Consider the following 19,489-nt stretch of genomic DNA (forward strand, 5'->3'; position numbering starts at 1 on the left):
GATCTGGGTTCCGTTTGGAGTTGCAATCGTCAGCGGATAATCTCCTGTTTTCCCTGCTGTTTTTTCCTCATTGATCTTTTGTATCTGGGAACTATCCGGGAACAAAAGATCCTCTCTGGATATGCTGGCCGGCTGGTTGTCCCAAGCCACAACGCCTGAAAATTCCTTCAGCTGTTCTTCCGTGAAGGCCTTTCCTCCGGTCTGGCTGATAATATTCAGGCCTTTGATCATCTCTCCGTTTTCTTCTGTGGTTTCATCATAGGCTTTCAGAATCACCTCCACGGTGGCTTTCTTACCCGATGGAGAAGTGAAGGTGAGATCAAACTTTCCGCCTTTTCCTGATGTCTTGACTTCATTGATCGCCGCCAGCTGATCTGCATCTGGTGTCAGATCTTTTTGGTCGTATGTAGCTCCATTCTCGTTTTTCCCTTTTACATCACAGAGCTTCTGCACGTCTTCTTCTGTCCATGCATCCCCTCCCGAATCGGCACCGCAGTCATCTGCGGCTATGGTAGGCTCCATCTGTTCCGGACGGATATCCGCTGCATCGGTTCCTTTGTCTTTCAGGTATACAGTTATTGTAGCCGTTGTTCCATTGGGCGTTGTAAAGGTTAAAGGAAACTCTCCGGTCTTTCCGGCAGTCTTCGCTTCGTTAATTACGTCCAGCTGGCTTTTGTCTGCATAAGTCAGATCGCTTATAAGAAAATCTGAACCGTTTTCCTGTTTTCCGGTCACCATGGTGATTCCCTTTAACTGTTCTTCTGTAAACGGTGCGCCTCCGGTCTGGCTAAAAACATGATTGGCCCCGATCTGCTCCTTTGTGGAGTCTTCGATGCCGTTTGCATCCCGAAACGGTCCGAAATATACTTTGGTATAAAACTTCCCTACATTGATCTCTTTTTTCTCTTTAAAGGGTGTTCCTTCTACGAAACTATAGTTCGTAAGTGAAATACCGTCCTGTATGTATCCCTGATAGCCAAACTCAGGAACCGCTGCTACATTTGTGACCAAGGATGTTCCGCCTCCAGATCCGATACCAGGCATATCACTTTCGGAGTCTCCAACAGCAATGACAATCGTGTCACCTCCGCTGATTCTAATATCATTCACCTTCATACTCTGATTATCAAAGCCCATACCTGTCATGGATGTTCCGATTCCAGGGGCATACTGGCCTCCAACAGCTTCAACCTTTCCTCCATAGATGTAGATTCCATCTACTTTAGTCCCAAGTCCGCCGCCGATTCCTGCTCCATATGTTGTGCCTGTCGCTTTGATATTACCTCCATATATACGAATATTTTTGGCATATCCTTTGCCTCCGCTGTTATGTTCCGTAGTACATGCAGCACCTATTCCACAGGAATGTTCTCCTCCGGATACTTCTATATTCCCTCCTTTTATAGTGAAATTGGAAAAACCAGCTTCATCTGCTTTTTTTGTTCCTCTTAAACTGCTCCCAATACCGCAGATATCCAATGTACCAGGATTCCCTTTTGCACTCAGAAATCCGCATGTATCATCACAGATATGCCCTTCTTCATCAGCATTCTGACACGTTATGACCAGCTCTCCGTCCATTCCATCTTTGTTTATCGCACATCCTCCTGCAGTAAAATCCGCACCTTTACAGTCACAATATAAGCGGTTATTACCTATTAATGTAATGGTTACATATGCATGAGATACATTAATACAGTCATAGGAGGTTACGGTAATGTCCACATTATCCAAGGTCAATGCTGTATTTACATTCTTATTCACAGTCACCCTGTAAGAAGATGTACTCCCTGTAATCCAATATCCCTTCGGATTTAATTCCGTCTCATTTTCAGAAAGTCCTCCGCCAACGGCTCCATTTTCAGTTATCGTTATATCCCCTTTGCTGACATCTAAAAAAGTTTGTCCGTTTTCTGCCAATGCTTTTTTGTTTCCTGCTGTTTTTATCTTCTTTTTGACAGTGTCGTTTTTTTCCTGTTCCGCTGTCACTGCTGCAGTCGTTTCTGCCTTAATATCCTCTTCCTCAGCTGTGTTTATTGCCGGGCTTTTCAGGGATTCCTCCGCTGCACTCTCCGGAGGCATTTCCTTTATTTCACAAATACCCCCCCCCCGGTTTTTCCAGACATTTCCTCTTTCTGAGCCTTCAGCGGCATCCCTGTACCAATTCCCACTGCCATCATCAGAGTAACTGCGGTCAGCCGTTTCTTCCATGTTTTTTTCATTTTCTCTCCATCCTTTCCTCTGCCCTTGAGCGCTTTTCCGGGCAAATATTAAAATCATTCATTATAAGAGTTTTGCTTATTTTTGAAGGTTAGAACAAAAAAAGAAACAGGGGACAGTTTTTGTCCCCTGAGATTAAAAAAGCTATTTTCTTATTCGTTTTCTATAGAAACAGAAAGCAAGAATTCCTGTTCCTCCTGCCATACAGGAAAATACCCATGGAGTTTTATCTGATTCTCCTGTCTTTGCTGCCGCTTCTGATTTTCCTTTTGAAACTTCCCTGTAATTCCATTTTCCCTTTTTGGAACTTTTCTCATTATTTTCAGCAGATGTTTTTCTGGTATTTTTATCTGTGTTCTGAACCTCCGGTTTTTCTTCCTCCGGCTTTTTCCATCGGGCCTTCAGTGTCATTCCTTCATGCACAGGTGTGTTAAAATCCCATTTCACTTCTTTTCCATTTTCATCAGTGTAATACCAGCCTTCAAAAATATAACCCGGCTTCTGCGGATCCTTTGGTTTGGTCAGACAGGTTCCTCCTTCTACCGTCTGATTCTCTGGTTTATCTTTCCCTCCGTCTGCATCAAAAGAAACTTCATGTTTTCCTGTCAAGGTTACCTTCACTTCTGCTTTTGTTCCGTCCTTCATTGAAAATGTCAGATCAAATGTCCCTGTTTTGCCGGAAACCTTATATTTATTAATAATATCAAGCTGCTTTTGATCGGGAGTAACCAATGCATTATCTCCGTTTTTATTTTTCCCTGCAGCTTTGCATAAAGCTTTGATTTCATTTTCGGAAAATGCCGATCCACCGGTTGGTGCAGACGTATCATTTGCTCCTATAAACGAATGGTCAATCCTGTCATTTGCTGCATCTGTGCCGCTGTCCCTCAGGAATACTGTAATTGTCACCTTTGTCTTTTCCGGTGTCTGATATGAGAGCGGAAATTCTCCGGTCCTGCCGGAAGTCTTTGCCTCATTGATAGCCTTCAGTTCCTCAGTATCACACAATTCCAGCTGATCTGCCGGAATTTCATTCCCATCTTTATCAAATGCTTTAACCTGAGTCAATTCATTTAACTGTTCCTTTGTAAATGCATTTCCCCCTGTCTTGCTGATGACATTTTTAGCCTTAATCATTTCCCCGCTGTCCGCATCTTCTGTAATACCGTCAAACTCTCCTGTAAGAGAAACGGTAACCGTCACCTCTGTCCCGTCGGGAGCCCTGTATGTGAGTTCAAATTCTCCTGCTTTCCCCGCAGTTTTTGCTTCATTAATTTTTTTCAGCTGTGAGCTGTCTACTGTAAAATCGCTCAGATCAATATTATTTCCGTCTTTATCTTTTGCCTTAAGCTGTCCATACTCAATAACCTGCTCTTCTGTAAGCTCACTTCCTCCGGTTTCCCTCTCAAAATCATTGGCACCTACTGATATTTTCGGATTATCAGGATCAAATTTCTCGGCATCTGTACCGTCATCTCTGAGTGAAATTGTCACTGTAGCTTTTGTGCCGTTTGGTGTTGTAAATGTCAGAGGAAAATCTCCTGTCTTACCCGAACTCTTTGCCTCATTAATGACTTCCAGCTGCTTCATATCAGAAAGAGTCAGCTGGCCAGCCGGGAAGTCCTGCCCGTCCGACTGCTTTCCTGTCGCCTTTGCCAGCAATGTGATCTGTTCTGCTGTAAAACCATCTCCTCCGGTCTTACTGATGACATGGTTGGCTCCAATCTGTTCTTTTGTATTCTTATCTATTCCGTTTGCATCCCGGAACGGTCCAAAATAAACCTGTGTGTAGAACTTTTCTACCCTGATATCTGTTTTCTCCTGAAAAGGTGTGCCATCCATAAAAGTATAATCTGTAAGGGAGGTTCCATCCTGTATATAGCCCTGAAATTTATCATCCGGCGCTGCTGTAACATTGGAAACATACTGAGAGCCGGAACCGGAACCGATTCCCGGCATATTCGTATCTGCATCTCCTATTGCAGTCACCACTGTGTCCCCGCCGCTGATACAGACATTCTCTGTAGTCTTGCTTACAGCGTCGTCTCCGGTGGATGCACCGATTCCTGGTGCATTTGCGCCTCCTCTTGCCTCTACAGTTCCCCCTGATATATAAATTCCGTCAACTTTATTCCCATATCCTGAGCCAATGCCGGATCCAAACTCCGTTCCGATGGCTTTCACATTTCCCCCGGTAATCGATATGTTCTTTGTATAAGCCCCGGTATATGCCTCAGTCCAGCATGCCGAACCAATAGCCGGACAATGAAGTCCTCCCAGTGCTTCAATATTGCCTCCTTCAATCGTAAAATCTGAAAATCCCGATTCTCCGGCTGTCTTTCTATTTTTGATGCTGCTTCCGATTGCACCTACATGGACTCCCTCTCCTTTTGCTGAGAGTGATCCGCAGGAACTGTCACAGCGATGGTCATTCTGTGCCGATGATTCGCATCGAATGGTCAGGCTTCCGTCCATGCCGTCTTTTGTCAGTGCATTGCTTGCCTCGACCTGTGTACACAGAAGCTTATTATCTCCAACTAAGGTTATGGTGACATTGGCATGCGATACATTGATACAGTCTGAGACAGCACATGCAATATCAACATTATCCAGTGTTATATCTGCAGTCACATTTTTTTCTACAACAATATTAAACTGATTCGTAGTTCCTATAATCCAATATCCCTTTTTATTCAGGCTTGTTTCGTTTTCCGCCAGACCTCCGCCGGCTGCACCATTTTCTGTGATACGAATATTTCCTTTGCTTACATCCAAAAGGGTCTGTCCGTTTTCTTTCAGTACTTTTTTGGCAGCTGTTTTGTTTGTTTTATTTTGCCTAGTTCTGTTTTCTTCGTTCTCCGCTATATCTTCTGCAGCTGCCTCAGACTTTTCCGTCTGGTCATTTTCTTCAGATTTTGGTATTATCATTGGCGTTTTAAGGATTTCCTGTGTGGTTTCCTCCGGTATACATTCCGTCTTTAAATTCTCAATTCTGGAAATACCCCCCCCCGGTTTTTCCAGGTATTTCCTCTCCATGAGCGCTTAATACAGACTCTGCTCCGGTCCCCATGGCTAGGATCAGAGAAACTGCAGCCAGACGTCTCATCCATTGCTTTTTCATTGTTCTGTCCATCCTTTCTTTTTTCTGCCCTCAAGTGCACTCTTTTTTGGGCGCTTTTGCTTTTTCTTTGACTTTATAAGAAACTTCTGTTTTATAAAAGGTTAGAATACTTGTAAAACTAAAATTGAATTTTCCTATGCGATTAGAAAAATACCGGTGAAACCAATCACCGGTATAAAGTAATGAAAATTTCTATATTTATATCTTAATTTATTTTATACTTTCCCCTTTTTCTTCTTTAAAAAATAAAAGCAAATCCCGACGGTTCCTGCCAAACAGCCGATCATCCACGGCATTTGGCCTTCATCTCCTGTCTTTGCCGTGTTCCCGCTTTCTTTATTATCTGTGCCTCCCAGTTCTTTGTAATTCCATTGATCTTCTTTCCCCTTCTCAGGCTTTGTCCGGCCTGTCTTTTCTGTGTCAGCTGTATGAGACGTATTCTCGCTTGTAATCTGCGTCCATTTAGCTTTTAAAGTTATATTCTCATGGACGGGTGTGTTAAAATCCCATTTTATTTCTTTTCCACTTTCATCAGTAAGATACCAGCCATCGAATTTACAGTCTGTCTTCTTTGGGTCCTTCGGTTTTACCGCGGTCTCTCCCCCTGAAACAGTCTGCTTTGGGGGCTGATAGTCGCCTCCGTCAGAGTCAAAGATTACCGTATGCTTACCGGTCAAAGTAACCGTTACCTGTACATTCATTCCATCTTCCATAAAAAATGTTACAGAAAAGGTTCCGGTCTTAGACTTCTTTTTGGCCTCATTCAGCACTTCCATCTGTTTTTTGTCTATAGACAAATCCACATTGTCTCCATTTTCGTTTTTTCCTTTGGCACCGCACAGAACAGTCAGTTCTTCCTCTGTAAATGCAGCTCCTCCGCTTGGATGAACCGCATTGTTGGCACCGATGCTTGGATGTTTGATCTCTCCTGATGCTGCTCCGTCCGTTCCTTCTTTCCGCAAATAGACCTGTATCGTAATCTGAAGGCCTTCCTCCGTTGCAAAGGTAAGAGGAAAATCTCCGGTCTCCCCAGCTGTTTTAGCACGGTTGACTGCCTCCAGCTGTGATGCATCAGGTATTAGAATATCTTCTGTCCTTACCGCAGCCCCATCTTTGGAAACGGCATTTACACGGCTCATTTCTTTCAGCTGTTCCCCGAGAAACGGCAGGCCTCCGGTCTTGCTGATCACATGAAATCCTCTGATCAGTCCGCTGCTCTCAGAATCCTGCATGATTTCATCATAGGCACCGTAAACCGTAACTTTAATCTCCACAGTTTTTCCATCCGGTGAAGTAAATGTCAACGGAAAGGTTCCTGCCTTCCCCTGGGTCTTAGCCTGGTTAATCGCTTCCAGTTGTTTCTGGTTGACCAAAAAATTATCCTGTCCATGAGTTGTTCCGTTCTTATCTTTTCCCTGCACAGATGCAGCCTGGCGGACTTCTGATTCTGTAAGGCCTGCTCCCCCGGCCTCAGTCAAAAAACTGTCGGCTCCGATCGTCGGCTCCGGCTGGCTTGGATCCATATCCGCTGAATCCGTTCCCTCATCCTTCAGATAAACGGTAACTGTTGTCCGGGTCCCGTTAGGTGTCGTCACCGTCAGGGGATATTCTCCGGTTTTCCCGGCTTTCTTTGCGTCATTGATTGCTTTGATCTGGTCCTCCGATACAAAGGTCAGCTGGTCCTCTGAAAATTCACTTCCGTCTCCCTTTTTCCCCGTAACTTTGATCAGCTGCTTCAGCTGATTGGAAGTAAATTCCTTCCCTCCGGTTTTACTGATCAGATTATTAGCCCCGATTTGTTCATTGGTATCAGAGTTGATTTCATTTTTATCACGAAAAGGTCCAAAGTATACCATAGTAAAAAACCGGCCGACCTTGATTCCTGTCTTTACTGAAAACGGTGTTCCTTCTGAAAATTCATAGATATCCTCAGATTCTCCATCCTGAATATATCCCTGAAATCCTTCATCCGGCACAGCTGCAACGTCAGTATTATAACTTTCACCCCTGGCAGATCCGATTCCGGGCATATTTGTGGACTGGTCACCAACAGCTGTCACTACAGTGTCACCTCCGCTGATTTCCAAATGTTCTGTCGTTCCCGAAACCTTGTATGAACCGCTGAAATCAGAAGCCCCGATGCCCGGAGCATGTGTTCCGCCCGTCGCGGTCACTGTGCCTCCTGTAATATAGATTCCATCTACTTTATTTCCATATCCTGAACCGATGCCTGATCCATAGTCCGTTCCCGTAGCCTTCACATTCCCGCCGGATATCCTTATATTCTTCGTATAACCGCTGCCATTGCTGGTGTCTTCTGTGACACAGGCAGACCCGATTCCCGGGCAGTGTGCTCCTCCGGAAGCCTCAATATTGCCGCCTTTGATTGTAAAGTTTGCAAATCCCATATGTACCTTATCTATATCTGTATAAGAAGAATTTCTGACTGTATTTCCGATAGCTCCCGCATGCTTTATAGACGGATTCCCTTTGGCTGTCAGACTGCCGCAGGAATCATCGCATTTATGTCCGGGTACATTGGCTTTTTGGCACTGTATCGTCAGAAACCCGTCCATTCCATCCTTGGCAAGCGCACATCCCTGGGCCCTTAACTTATTGTTTCCGGCATTGCAGATCAGTTCATTTTCCCCAAGTAATGTTATCGTAACGTCTGCGTGTGATACATTGATACAATCCATTTTTGTACTATCGCAGGTAATCTTTACATCTTCTAAAGTCAGATTTGTTTTTACGTTTTCATCTACAATAATATTGTACTGGTCCGTGTTCCCGTTGATCCAGTATCCCTCTTTATTCAGGCTGTCTTCCTTTTCATCCAGCCCTCCGCCCTCTGCTCCTGTTTCCGTGATCCGGATATCTCCAAGACTCACATCCAAAAGTGTCTGTCCATTTTTTAATGCTGCCTTCTTGCGGACCATTCTTTTGCTTTTCTGCTCCGGCTTTTTTAGATCCTTTACCTCTGCCTCTTCTGTTTTCTCTGTCTGCTCAACGGTTTCTGTTTCAGCCTCTGCTGCCTGCTGCTCATCCCCACTTTCCTCACTTGACGCGGAGGTTAAATCTCGGGATTCGTACCCCCCCCCCCGAATTTACAGTTGTTTCCTCTTCTTCTCCTGCTGCACTGAGCATTGTCATTCCCATTCCTGCAGTGAATGTAATAACAAGCCCCGCTGCAGCCAGACGCTTCATCCATGGTTTCTTCATTCTCTCTCCGTCCTTTCCCGCTCCAAAGTGCGCACTTTTTGGGAGCGATACGTTTTTATCCGTTATAGGACTGGATGATTCAAAAAAAGGTTAGAAAAAAGAGGCTTAAAAAAGCCTCTTCTATTCTCTGTTAAATTCAAATATCCTTTGATTCCCTGCTTTGTCAGTCAGGTACAGTTTAAAATTTTCTGTCTTAGGCGGAACATAAAAAATCTCCTGATTCGTATCACAGGTAAGCCCGGACACTCTTTTCCCCGATTTGCCAAGAGCATAGGTCTTTTCGTAATCTACATCTCCATCCACATAGATTGCCAGACGTCCGGTCTTTTTTTCAACCTTTGCCCGGAGTATGGAAGCCGGAGTGATCTTTTTAGGTTTAGGCTTCGGTTTTTCAGGGATCTTGATTCCTTTCAGGCTTTTTGTCTCCATCTTCACCTGAGGAGTCTCTAAGCCGCCGAAGTCAGCTGCGGGAAGAGGATCCTCATGGAGCAGCACAAAGCCTGCTGTTCCAGCCCCGGCAGCTATAGCCGCACCAAGAACTGCCTTTTTTATTATCATTGCCCCTTTTCCGGCATTGTTTCCCGCAGTATACAGAGACCCTCTCAGGATCGGATACAGAGTAAAGAAACCGAATCCTCTGATCTTCAGTGCTTCCCTGTCTGCTTTCGGCAGATTTTCTATCTGTTTTTTCAGATTTTTCCGCGCATGAAACAATAGGTTTTTGACTGCATTCACATTACAGTCCATGATCTCAGCGATCTCTTTCATCTTCAGCTGTTCAAGCGCACTCAAAATAATAGCAGCCCTTTGCTTGTCCGGAAGGTTCTGGATGCATTCATGAAGGATTCTCGTCTTCTCATCTTCCAAAATAAACTCCTGGGGTTCCGGTTCTTTGGAAGACATGCTCTGAATGAAGTCCACTACTTCATTCCCAAGGATATCTGCCTGGCTGTTCTTTTTGGCATTCCTGAGACTGCACCTGTAAGCAATCTGCCGCTGCCATGCACAAAAAGCCATATTATCCTTCAATGCAGGAAGGTTTCTGTAAATCTCTATAAAGACATCCTGAAGGATGTCCTCTGCCTCAGTGGCATTTCCACAGAAATTCAGCACAAACAGTCTGGCCTGATCGTATGTCTGGCGGTACAAATATTCAAATGCTCTTTCGTCCCCCTGCTTTGCCCTTTCCACATACGGACAAAGATTTTTATAGAAATTCTCGTCCCTCATCTCTCCCTAACCTTTCTCTTTTGTTCACTTTCACTATAAAATAGATCTTTTATAAATACAAGAGGTAATCATTGTAATCACAAAATTAATTATAGTTCAGAGAGAGGTCAGCAGGTTCCGAACGGGCCTCCGAGAGACTTTACCTGCTGGAATATTTTTTTCTTGCCGACTGCACAAGGACTCCTCCTGCACAGGCAGCTGCAAATAGTCCCAGCATTTTTTTCCATCCGGCAGTGTCACTGGTTTTTGGTGCTCTGTTATTATAGCTGCCGCCGGTTCCATCCACTTCGTCCGGTTCCTGGAAATTCCAATTAGGCAGTTTTTCAGTTTTCTTTTTCTTTGTACCGCCCTTTTTCAAATCCGTCTTTTTTTCATCCTCCTGGCTGGCTGTACTATTCTGCTTTTTCCACTTTGCGTATAAATTTATATCTTCATGGACCGGTGTACTGAAATCCCATAATCTTTCTTTTCCGTCTTCTCCGGTATAGTACCAGCCTTCAAATACAAATCCTTCTTTTTCCGGGTCATCTGGTCTTAACACGCAGCCGCCGCCCTCTATATTCTGCGGCTTTGGTGTATTATCCCCGCCTTTGGAGTCAAAAGAAACCTTATGGGTGCCGGTAAGAGTAATTTTTACTACCGCCTTCGTTCCGTCTTTTAAAGAAAATGTCATATCAAAGGTTCCGGTTTTTCCAGCTTTCTTCACCTTATTGACCGCTTCCAGCTGTTTTGGGTCCGGCGTTGGCAGGACGTTGTCTCCATTTTTGTCTTTACCCTCCGCTCTGCACAATTCTCTGATCTCATCTTCTGTAAATGCAGTTCCGCCGGTTTTTGAGGTTCCGTTATCGGCTCCGATAGACGAGGACGGCTGGTCCGGATGGTACTTTTCTGTATCTGTTCCCTCCTGACGAAGCATAACTCTTACCGTAACTTCCGTCCCCGAGGGAGTCTTAAAAGTCAAAGGAAAGCCTCCTGTCTCACCTGCTGTCTTCGCATTATTCACAGCTTTTACCTGTGCCTCATCTAAAAAAACAATCTGTTCTCGCGAAATCTCATTTCCATCCTTGTCTACAGCTTTTACATAGGCTAACTCTTTCAGCTGATCTTTTGTAAAACCGCTCCCTCCGGTTTTACTGATAATATTTTTAGCCTTAATCCGTTCCCCTGAATCGGAATCCTCGGCAATACTGTCATATTCACCAGTCAGGCTTACGGTTACTGTTACCGTCCCTCCGTCAGGAGCCCTGAAAGTCAGTTCAAACTCACCGGATTTTCCTGCTGTTTTTGCCTGATTGATTTTGTCCAGCTGTTCACTGTCCACGATAAAATCTTTGAGATCAATATTATTTCCATCCTGATCTTTGGCCTTCAGTTGTCCATACTCCTTTACCTGCTCTTCTGTAAATTCACTTCCGCCTGTTTCTTTCTTAAAGTTATTGGCTCCTATCAAACTATCCGGATGGTCAGGATCAAGCTTTTCCGCATCTGAACCATCATCTCTGAGTGAAACAATCACAGTTGCCTTTGTTCCGCCCGGTGTAGTAAAAGTCAATGAATAGTCCCCGGTTCTCCCGTTAATCTTTGCGTCATTGATTGCCTCCAGTTCTTCTGGATCAGCAAATGTCAGCAGATCCACGGAGAAATTTTGTCCGTCTGCCTGCTTTCCCGTGATTTTTGTTAATTGTTTCATCTGGTCTTTGGTAAATCCGTTTCCTCCTGTTTTACTGATTACATGATTGCCCCCAATCTGCTCCTTGGTGTCCTTATCGATCCCGTTCGCATCTCTGAAAGGGCCAAAATAAACCTGTGTATAAAACTTTTCTACCCTGATATTTGTTTCTTTCTGAAATGGAGTCCCGTCCATAAAAGTATAATTTGTCAGTGAGACACCATCCTGAATATATCCCTGATATTTTTCATCCGGTACTGCTGTTACATTGGAAACCTTGTCTGTGCCTCCGCCGGATCCGATCCCCGGCATATTGGTCGTGGAATCCCCGATTGCAGTCACAACAGTGTCTCCTCCGCTGATTTTAATGTTGCATGTGATCATGCTGCCCAGCCCGGATACAGTCTGAGAGGCACCAATCCCCGGAGCATACCTTCCTCCCTCAGCCTTGATTGTACCATTTGTAATATATATTCCGTCCACCTTATTCCCGATTCCGGAACCAATGCCGGAACAATAATCATTTCCTTTTGCTGTTATGATTCCTCCGGAAATACTGATGTTCTTTGTATATGTTCCTGAATCCCCTTCTGACCTGCATGCAGATCCTATGCCCGGACTGTGTTTTCCTGCAAGCGCATCAATAATTCCTCCTTTTATGTATAAATTGCTAAAACCGGAATCCGCCGATTTATTTGCATTTCTAAAACTGCTCCCGATCCCTCCGGCATGATACAGTCCTGAATTCCCCTGTGCCAGCAGTGAACCGCATGTTTCTTTACTGCATTTATGACCTGCCTCATCTGCATGTTCACACTGGATAGTCAGCACACCATCCATTCCATCTTTTGTTACCGCATTTCCGGTTGCTTCACTCCACACATCACCTGATGTCCCTGCATTGCTTTTCAGTTCATTATGGCCGGTCAGTGTGATCGTTACATCCGCATGGGAAACATTGAGGCAGTCCAAATTTGTTGTATTGCATGTGATATCCACACCGTCTAATGTAAGATCTGTTTTTACACCTTTTTCCACTGTTATATTATAACTGGACGTTGTTCCAATAATCCTGTATCCTGCCGGATTTAATTTTGTTTCATCTTCTGACAGTCCCCCTCCCTGTGCCCCCGTAGTTTTAATCCGTATGTTCCCCTTGCTGACATCCAAAACAGTCTGTGCTTCGTCTGTGTCTTTCGTACCCCGTGTACTGCTGCTGTTCCCAGGATTTTTTGCAAGCACATATCCCTGTCCTGTAAGTATGCACACAAACAGCATAAATGGCAGCACTCTGCTGTGTAAAAATTTCTGCATCGCTGATCTCCCTCCTTGGCAGTTTTATACCAGTTCCAGTGTATAATTAGTTATTAAGAAGTAGCCCGGAATTAAATGGTTAGATGTCAATTCAAGAAAGAATCCCGCAGGTGGGATTCTCCGCCTGCGGCGAGTCGCTTTAGCGACACGATTCCTTATCGCCGCAGTGCGATCCCCGCGGAGCGTTTTTTATTCCATAGGAAGGTTCGGAGAACTTTCCTATGGAATAAAAAAAGAATCTGGGCTCTGGCCCAGATTCTGCTGCTTGTTGATATTTCATTTTATTTATCTTTATAAAACCGGATAATCTTTGTATTTCCGGCTGTGTCCGTCAAATATAAATTAAAATCTTTTTCTTTTGCAGAAAAATAAAGAATTCTCTGATCCTGTCTGTACTCAAGGACTTGGATATTCTTTCCCGATGCAGTTTCCGCATATGCTTTTGTAAGATCAACATTTTGATCCACGTATACTGCAAGACGTTTTGTTTTATTTTCAATCTTTATTTTATTTACAAAAGCTTTTGGCGGCTTTTTCTTGATCGGTTTTTCCGATACCGGGATCTTAATTCCCTTGAGCTGTCCGGTTTCAAGATGTACAGGAGGGAGCACCATTGGTTCAAAGCTATGTGCCGGCAGCTGCTCCGGTCTCAGAAAAATAAACAAAGCAGCCCCTATTCCTGCTGCTGTCGCTGCTCCGGCGATTACTTTTTTCAGTACCACAGTCCCTTTTTCAGCCTTTCGGGATGCCGGGATCATACTTCTGAGCAGCGGGTAAACAGAGAAAAAACCAAATCCTCTGATATTTAACGCTTCTCTGTCTTCTTTGGGCAGTGATTCAATCTGCTTTTTCAGGTTTTTTCGGGCATGGAATAACAAATTTTTTACCGCATTGACACTGCAGTCCAAAATCTCAGCCACCTCTGACATTTTAAGCTGCTCCAGCGCATTTAAGATTAAAGCGGCCTTCTGTTTCTCCGGCAGCTGCCTGATACAGTCATACAGCAGGCGGTTCTTCTCATCCTCCAGCACAGCTTCCAAAGGCTCATGCTCTCTTTCCGCAATGCTTTTGATAAATTCTATATTTTCATCTCCAATATTTGAAGTCTTGTGCACTCTTGTCTCTTTAACACAGGAATGATAGGTGATCTGCTTCAGCCATGCATAAAATGCCATATTGTCTTTCAAGGATGGAAGGTATCTGTAGACATCCATGTAAATATCCTGGATAATATCTTCTGCCTCGCTCCGGCTGCCGCAGAAATTCATTACAAACCGTCTTGTCAGCTCATAAGTACTGTGATACAGGTATTCAAATGCTTCTTCGTCTCCCTGCTTGGCCTTCTCCACAAATGGGCACAATTTCTCATAAATATTTTCATTCTTCATCTCTCTTATTCTCCCGACACCTTTCTGACGTTATCATAAATGAGTTGTTCGCAAAACGCAACAGGAAATAATTGTAATACTCCTTGCTTTTCACATTGTAACTCCAACTTTTCTATGATAGAATCTAGGTAAATAAACCGCTGCAGCACATCTGCAGATAAATCAGCAAGGAGGAACCCATGAAAGCCTTATTTATCATCAACCCCTCGTCCGGGAAACAAAATATAGAAGCAACACTGCAGGAAATCATGTCCACCCTAATCTTAAAACAGATTACATCATCCATTGATGTTTTTTATACAAAGAAAAAAGATGATGCAAAATACCGTGCCGCAGAACTGAAGCCGGGAGAATATGATTACGTTGTTTCTGTCGGCGGAGACGGAACACTGAATGAAGTTTCCAATGGACTTGTAACCAGCGGGAGCAATATCCCTCTTGCCATCATTTCCGCAGGGACAGTCAATGACTTTGCCACTTACATGAATCTTCCCCAGTCAGCACAGGAATTCTGCAGCATGATAAAGAATTTCCAGACAAAAAAAGTGGATATAGGCAAGGTCAATGATGAATACTTCATCAATGTGCTGGCAGGCGGCCTGCTCACAGATATCGCATATAAAGTGCCGAAAGACAAGAAAGCGGTCCTTGGAAAAATGGCCTACTATCTGGAAGGCATCAAGGAACTGCCAAAACAGTTTTCCAAGAATATGGTGCTCAAATATACAAGCAATGAGTTCTCTGACACTACAGAAACCATGGTTTTTTTGGTTGCCAACTCTAAAAGTGTGGGCGGTTTTCCTACGGCGGCACCTCTTGCCTCTGTATCAGACGGTTATCTGGACGTACTGATTCTCAAAAAGATCGAATTTTTAACAACCCCGGACCTGATTGTGAAATGGCTCCAGGGCAGCCACCAGAACCACCCGTCCATTGAATATTTTCAGACGAAAGAAATATTCATTGAACAGGCTTCCACAGACAGTGAGATCGCCATTGACTACGACGGCGAGATACTAAGCGAAGGACTCCCGGTCAGGATTTCCATTGTACCCGAAGCATTAAATATCCTCGTTCAGAGACAGGACCCTCAGTAATCACACATATTCCAGACAGACGGTTTAAACCCGTCTGTTTTTTATTTCATACACCAATTATTTGACTTAGTCAACTAATTGGCGTATACTTGACTTTATCAAGTAATAGGAGGCGGCAATCCATGACAGATTCTTTTGCATTTTATATTTCAGCACTTAGAAAGCAGTTTACTCAATATTGCTCTGAAAGGCTTTCAGAGATTCATGTAACTTACGGCCAGCTGTTTATTCTTATTTTTGTGGGGAAGAAAGGAAGGTGTTCGCCTAAAGAAATATCCCTTGCATTAAAATTGGATGCCGGCCATCTTAACAGGACTCTTTCTAAACTCACGGCCAATGGCCTGCTTGAACAAAAGAAAAATGAAAAAGATAAAAGGGCTAATATTATAAGTTTAACTTCCAAAGGCAGACAGGCGTTTAAAATGAGCCATGATCTATTTGACGATTGGGACAGGCTTGTATTGGATTCTCTTACAGACAGTGAGAAACAGAATCTAATGCAGCTGATGCAGAAAATAGGAGGTTTCAGCATGAAAAAATTAAATAGTTTTATAAACATGTTAACAGGCAGATTTAATAACTCCGAACAATATGAAAGCATGAAAAAGAACGGCATAAAGTTTCCTTTTGCTGAACATGTCAATACGGTATGCAACGATAAAATCACGCATCTGCCGCCTGATTTCCATGGTGTTTTCATGTTAGAAGAAAGTTATTACACATCCGATGAAAAAACACATGCATCTCCTCATTTATTTTTATTCACAGAGGAACCTGACGGTATTAAATTAACTTCCTATGAGACTCCTGATGAATATAATAAAGACACTTTCACTTACGAAAATATATCCGGTATCAATTTTGATGATTTAAAGCCATCAGAAAAATTTACGCCTGCTCTGTATGTCCAAAAGGATGGTATCTGGGAGGGCGGCAGCACGAGTATGTTTTCCCCTGTACTGAAATTCACTTTATTTGAACGTTTTTCAGAAGAATGTCTGGAAGTGTCTGAGACTATGGAAATGAACGGGAAGAGAACCTTTGGCTATGATGAGCCAATCATCTATAAAAGAATTTAGTACCCACTCAAACATAAAAACGCAGGAAAACCAATAAGTTTTTCCTGCGTTTTAAAATATCTGTATAAGTACTTTAATAACTGATCTTAATAGATCCTAAATCTTCTGCTCCATAAGAAGCAAAAATTTTATCATCCTTAGTATACACCTTCAGTTCAGCCGGGTTTTGATTTTTGGTCAGAAGGACAGAAAAGTCATTTAATCTGCCGCCCAGAGGAAGCTGGTACGGAGACAGTCTGCACGCCATCTCGGTAACCGGATTATCCTGTGTCTCAGCAAGATCACAGTTTAAACCTGCAAAAGGTGCTACGGATTTATAGTTCTTAAAACCATAGTCAAACAATTTGATCGTATCCCGGTACAGTTCATAGCCGTTTCCCCTGAGAATAACAGAAATCAGCTCTGTATCTCCGCGTTTTGCAAAAGTCACCAGGGTACCGCCGGCTCTGGTAGTATATCCGGTCTTTCCTCCCTCCACACCTTTGTATAAAAACATGGTCTGTTTTACCATCTTGTGGTGGTTCCACAGTTCTCTTCCCTTCTTTTCTTTATTCGTCCCTGACATAAAGTAATGAGAAGAACATGCGATCTTACGAAACATTGGGTTCTCAAGTGCCGCCTTGGTAATCAGCGCCATATCCCTGGCTGTCACATAGTGCTTGTCATTGTGAAGACCGTTTGGATTCATAAAATGAGATCCTTTGCATCCGATCTCTTTTGCTTTTTTGTTCATCAGTGCAGCAAACTTTTTGATGCTTCCGCTTGTATGCTCTGCCACTCCATTGCATGCTTCATTGGCAGATTCCAGCATGATGCCGTATAAAACATCGATCAGAGGTATTTCTTCCCCGGCCTTAATGCCGATATGCGTGCTTCCGGGCTCAATGCTGTTGACTGCATAGCTGGAGAACTTCACCGTAGAATACAGATCGTCGTTGTTTTCTAAAGCCACTAAAGTCGTAAGAATCTTGGTGATGCTGGCAGGATAGCTTCTCTTATCAATATTTTTTGAATAAAGGATCTTGCCGGTCTTGGCATCCATCAGTATTCCGCATACTCCGTTGATGGAAGGCTTGTCCGCTTTCGTATCTTCCTTTGTGGCAAGTCCCCTTTCTGCGGCCTTGGCAGGCACTGTCCCTGTGCTGATCAGAACTATTGCAGCAAGCGTCACCAGTAATCGTTTCGTAAATTTTTTCATATGTTTTTCCTCATGATTCCTCTTTAAAATTAAATGTCATAATGTATAACTGACGGTCCGTATAATAGGTCACTTCCAGCCGTTTTGCCCCGGTCCCGGGAACTCTTTTCAGCAGGGAAAAGATCTCTTTTTCCGTAATCAGCTGACGGTATGCAGAGTCATATTCCTTCCGGCTTCCAAGCTGAAAACTGATCTGTCCCTGTTTTCTCTGTTCACACAGCTGTGTATAAATCTTTCCGGGATCAAACTTTTTATAATAATGATTCCGTCTGACATAGTAGTTATTTTTTGCAGAACTGCATTTTGGAACCTTGAGTTCCTTATCCAGTGTATGGCCTCTCAAAAGCTCGGTTTCCGTCATGCCGAAAAATCCTTTGGACATGTTTTGATTGTTGCTTCCCCATGTAGGATCCACATAACAGTCGGTACCTTCGATCCGCACCAGGTTCCATGCATGATTCTGTCCGTTGGCCTTGCCGTAGACCATCTGGCATCGAATCCCCATCTTCTGATAAATGTACTGCAGACTTTTCGCATATCCTGTACAGACGGTCTCTTCGTTGACCATACCGCTGATCAGATTTTGGTTGTAACTGCTTCCCTCCCTGTAGGAGATTCCTTTGATCAGATGCTCATAAACGGTATATGCCTTCTCATACTCTGTATCTTTTTGATCAGCATAGGAAAGATACTGTTTCAGCTTCTTCTTCATCTTTTTATCGTACTGCTGTGCCTGCTTCTTTGTGAAAATATAATGGGGCACAAAGACCACATTCTTTTTAGTTCCTGATGTCTTCCATTTGATGTTTCCGGTAAAATCAAACCAAAACAGTTCCGGACAGTCGGCTTCCATCTGCTTTAAGATATCCTCCATCCGCTTTGTCGTCACCTGCTCGATTTCGATTTCCTTCTTCCTGTTATAAATTCCGTAATACATCAGGCTGTAAACTCTTTTTCCCTCCCGGGAAAGGTTCTCATATCCGTATTTTGTCTCAAACAAGTCTCTGTGGGTTTTCTTTACCTCTGTGACAATTTTCTTTTGTTCCTTCTGGTGGATACTGCTCTGAATCGATGATACTATGTTCGGCATCATAAAAACCAAAACCAGCAGAAGGACTGCAGCAAATGCTTTCAGTACCTTTTTCATAGACAGCTCCTACCCGATCAGCCCCAAACGCTTAAGCCCCAGGGCCAGTCCGTCCTGATCCGCCGGCTCTGTCTTATACTCTGCCTGTTCAAGCAGTGCAGGAACTGCATTCCCCATAGCAACACCGTACTGGACATAGTTCAGCATTTCAATATCATTGGCACTGTCTCCGAACGCATAACTGTCTCTGCGGTCAATCTTAAAGTGATCCAGCACCATCCGGATTCCGGTGGCTTTGTTGAGTCCTTCCTGGATAAACTCCACAGAGTTCACTTCTTTGTGGACAATCCCGGTCATAGTGCTGCCGGTCAATTCTTCCACAAACTCTTTCGCGTGCGGATCCATATGGTGATAGGTCCATTTGTTCACTGCCTCAGCCTGATCTAATGGATAAATATACGGAGTTGTCGTCTCTCTCAGCCGTTCTACCACTTTCAGATAACTTCCATCCTGATTATCGGGATCGTAATAGCTCCCTTTGACGCCTTCTAGGATAATACCGATCCTGTTTCGGCGGCCATAGTCAATGACTTTATGTAAATTTTCATCAGAGATCTGTTTATTGCACAGTTCTTTTCCTTCACAGATTACATGGGCTCCGGCTGCCGCTATCATCCCGTGAAATCCGAGTTCCATATAGGATTCAGGCACCATTCCATACGCCCTTCCTGTACAGAGCACGACCTTGCATCCATTTTCCATCAGCTGGCTGACTGCTTTCAGTGCAGAATCCGGAATCCCGATTCCATCGCAGTACAGAGTGCCGTCAATGTCTAAAAAAACAATTTTGTTCATGCCTTACTC

The 19,489-nt window shown here is 43.7% G+C and carries 14 protein-coding genes and 1 pseudogene; 3 read left to right on the forward strand and 12 right to left on the reverse strand.

The genetic code is table 11. The features are described from left to right. The 9 genes from KH180_RS14750 to KH180_RS14790 all read right to left on the reverse strand — a co-directional run. Positions 1-2,082, reverse strand: a 2,082-nt coding sequence (locus KH180_RS14750) for a hypothetical protein (RefSeq protein ID WP_290761629.1), incomplete at its 3' end; no start/stop codon positions are given. Positions 2,083-2,087: 5 nt separating this feature from the next. Beyond that, the gene (locus KH180_RS14755; protein WP_290761631.1) at positions 2,088-2,222 is read right to left on the reverse strand and encodes a hypothetical protein; all 135 of its coding nucleotides are present in this window, start codon (positions 2,220-2,222) and stop codon (positions 2,088-2,090) included. A gap of 142 nt (positions 2,223-2,364) precedes the next feature. Next, a complete protein-coding gene (locus KH180_RS14760) occupies positions 2,365-5,148 on the reverse strand; it encodes an InlB B-repeat-containing protein (RefSeq protein ID WP_290761633.1) in 2,784 nt (927 codons plus the stop codon). Positions 5,149-5,206: 58 nt separating this feature from the next. Next, entirely contained in the window at positions 5,207-5,341 is a 135-nt protein-coding gene (locus KH180_RS14765; protein WP_290761635.1) for a hypothetical protein, read from the reverse strand. 215 nt (positions 5,342-5,556) lie between these two features. Then, entirely contained in the window at positions 5,557-8,280 is a 2,724-nt protein-coding gene (locus KH180_RS14770; protein WP_290761636.1) for an InlB B-repeat-containing protein, read from the reverse strand. A gap of 118 nt (positions 8,281-8,398) precedes the next feature. Next, positions 8,399-8,563: a hypothetical protein gene (locus KH180_RS14775; RefSeq protein WP_290761637.1), complete on the reverse strand. Its 165-nt coding sequence runs from the start codon at positions 8,561-8,563 to the stop codon at positions 8,399-8,401. Between the two features lie 120 nt (positions 8,564-8,683). Continuing rightward, the gene (locus KH180_RS14780; RefSeq protein WP_290761638.1) at positions 8,684-9,793 is read right to left on the reverse strand and encodes an RNA polymerase sigma factor; all 1,110 of its coding nucleotides are present in this window, start codon (positions 9,791-9,793) and stop codon (positions 8,684-8,686) included. 139 nt (positions 9,794-9,932) lie between these two features. Then, positions 9,933-12,776 (reverse strand): InlB B-repeat-containing protein, encoded by a 2,844-nt coding sequence (locus KH180_RS14785; protein ID WP_290761639.1) that lies wholly within the window; start codon positions 12,774-12,776, stop codon positions 9,933-9,935. A 281-nt stretch (positions 12,777-13,057) separates the two neighbouring features. Next, on the reverse strand, positions 13,058-14,164 hold the full coding sequence (locus KH180_RS14790; RefSeq protein WP_290761640.1) for an RNA polymerase sigma factor: 1,107 nt from the start codon (positions 14,162-14,164) through the stop codon (positions 13,058-13,060). A 179-nt stretch (positions 14,165-14,343) separates the two neighbouring features. Between KH180_RS14790 and KH180_RS14795 the strand changes: the two genes are divergently transcribed. The 3 genes and pseudogenes from KH180_RS14795 (at position 14,344) to KH180_RS16880 (ending at position 16,340) form a co-directional block, all read left to right on the forward strand. Next, positions 14,344-15,261 (forward strand): diacylglycerol/lipid kinase family protein, encoded by a 918-nt coding sequence (locus KH180_RS14795; protein WP_290761642.1) that lies wholly within the window; start codon positions 14,344-14,346, stop codon positions 15,259-15,261. Positions 15,262-15,383: 122 nt separating this feature from the next. Then, a pseudogene (bilQ, locus tag KH180_RS16875) lies at positions 15,384-15,767 on the forward strand (bilirubin utilization transcriptional regulator BilQ); the annotation flags it as partial. Between the two features lie 24 nt (positions 15,768-15,791). Beyond that, a complete protein-coding gene (locus KH180_RS16880; protein WP_290761692.1) occupies positions 15,792-16,340 on the forward strand; it encodes a hypothetical protein in 549 nt (182 codons plus the stop codon). A 73-nt stretch (positions 16,341-16,413) separates the two neighbouring features. Here the strand turns inward: KH180_RS16880 and KH180_RS14810 are convergent, their stop codons facing one another. From KH180_RS14810 to KH180_RS14820, 3 genes are read right to left on the reverse strand one after another with little or no spacing between them, the layout of a single operon-like run. After that, the gene (locus KH180_RS14810; RefSeq protein ID WP_290761644.1) at positions 16,414-17,538 is read right to left on the reverse strand and encodes a D-alanyl-D-alanine carboxypeptidase family protein; all 1,125 of its coding nucleotides are present in this window, start codon (positions 17,536-17,538) and stop codon (positions 16,414-16,416) included. 10 nt (positions 17,539-17,548) lie between these two features. Further along, positions 17,549-18,685 carry a transglutaminase domain-containing protein gene (locus KH180_RS14815; RefSeq protein ID WP_290761646.1) on the reverse strand — a complete coding sequence of 379 codons (1,137 nt, stop codon included), beginning with the start codon at positions 18,683-18,685 and terminating at the stop codon, positions 17,549-17,551. A 9-nt stretch (positions 18,686-18,694) separates the two neighbouring features. Beyond that, entirely contained in the window at positions 18,695-19,480 is a 786-nt protein-coding gene (locus KH180_RS14820) for a Cof-type HAD-IIB family hydrolase (protein ID WP_290761647.1), read from the reverse strand. Between the last annotated feature and the right edge of the window lie 9 nt (positions 19,481-19,489).

This window comes from Anaerostipes sp. (assembly GCF_018381315.1).
GTDB lineage: Bacteria > Bacillota > Clostridia > Lachnospirales > Lachnospiraceae > Anaerostipes.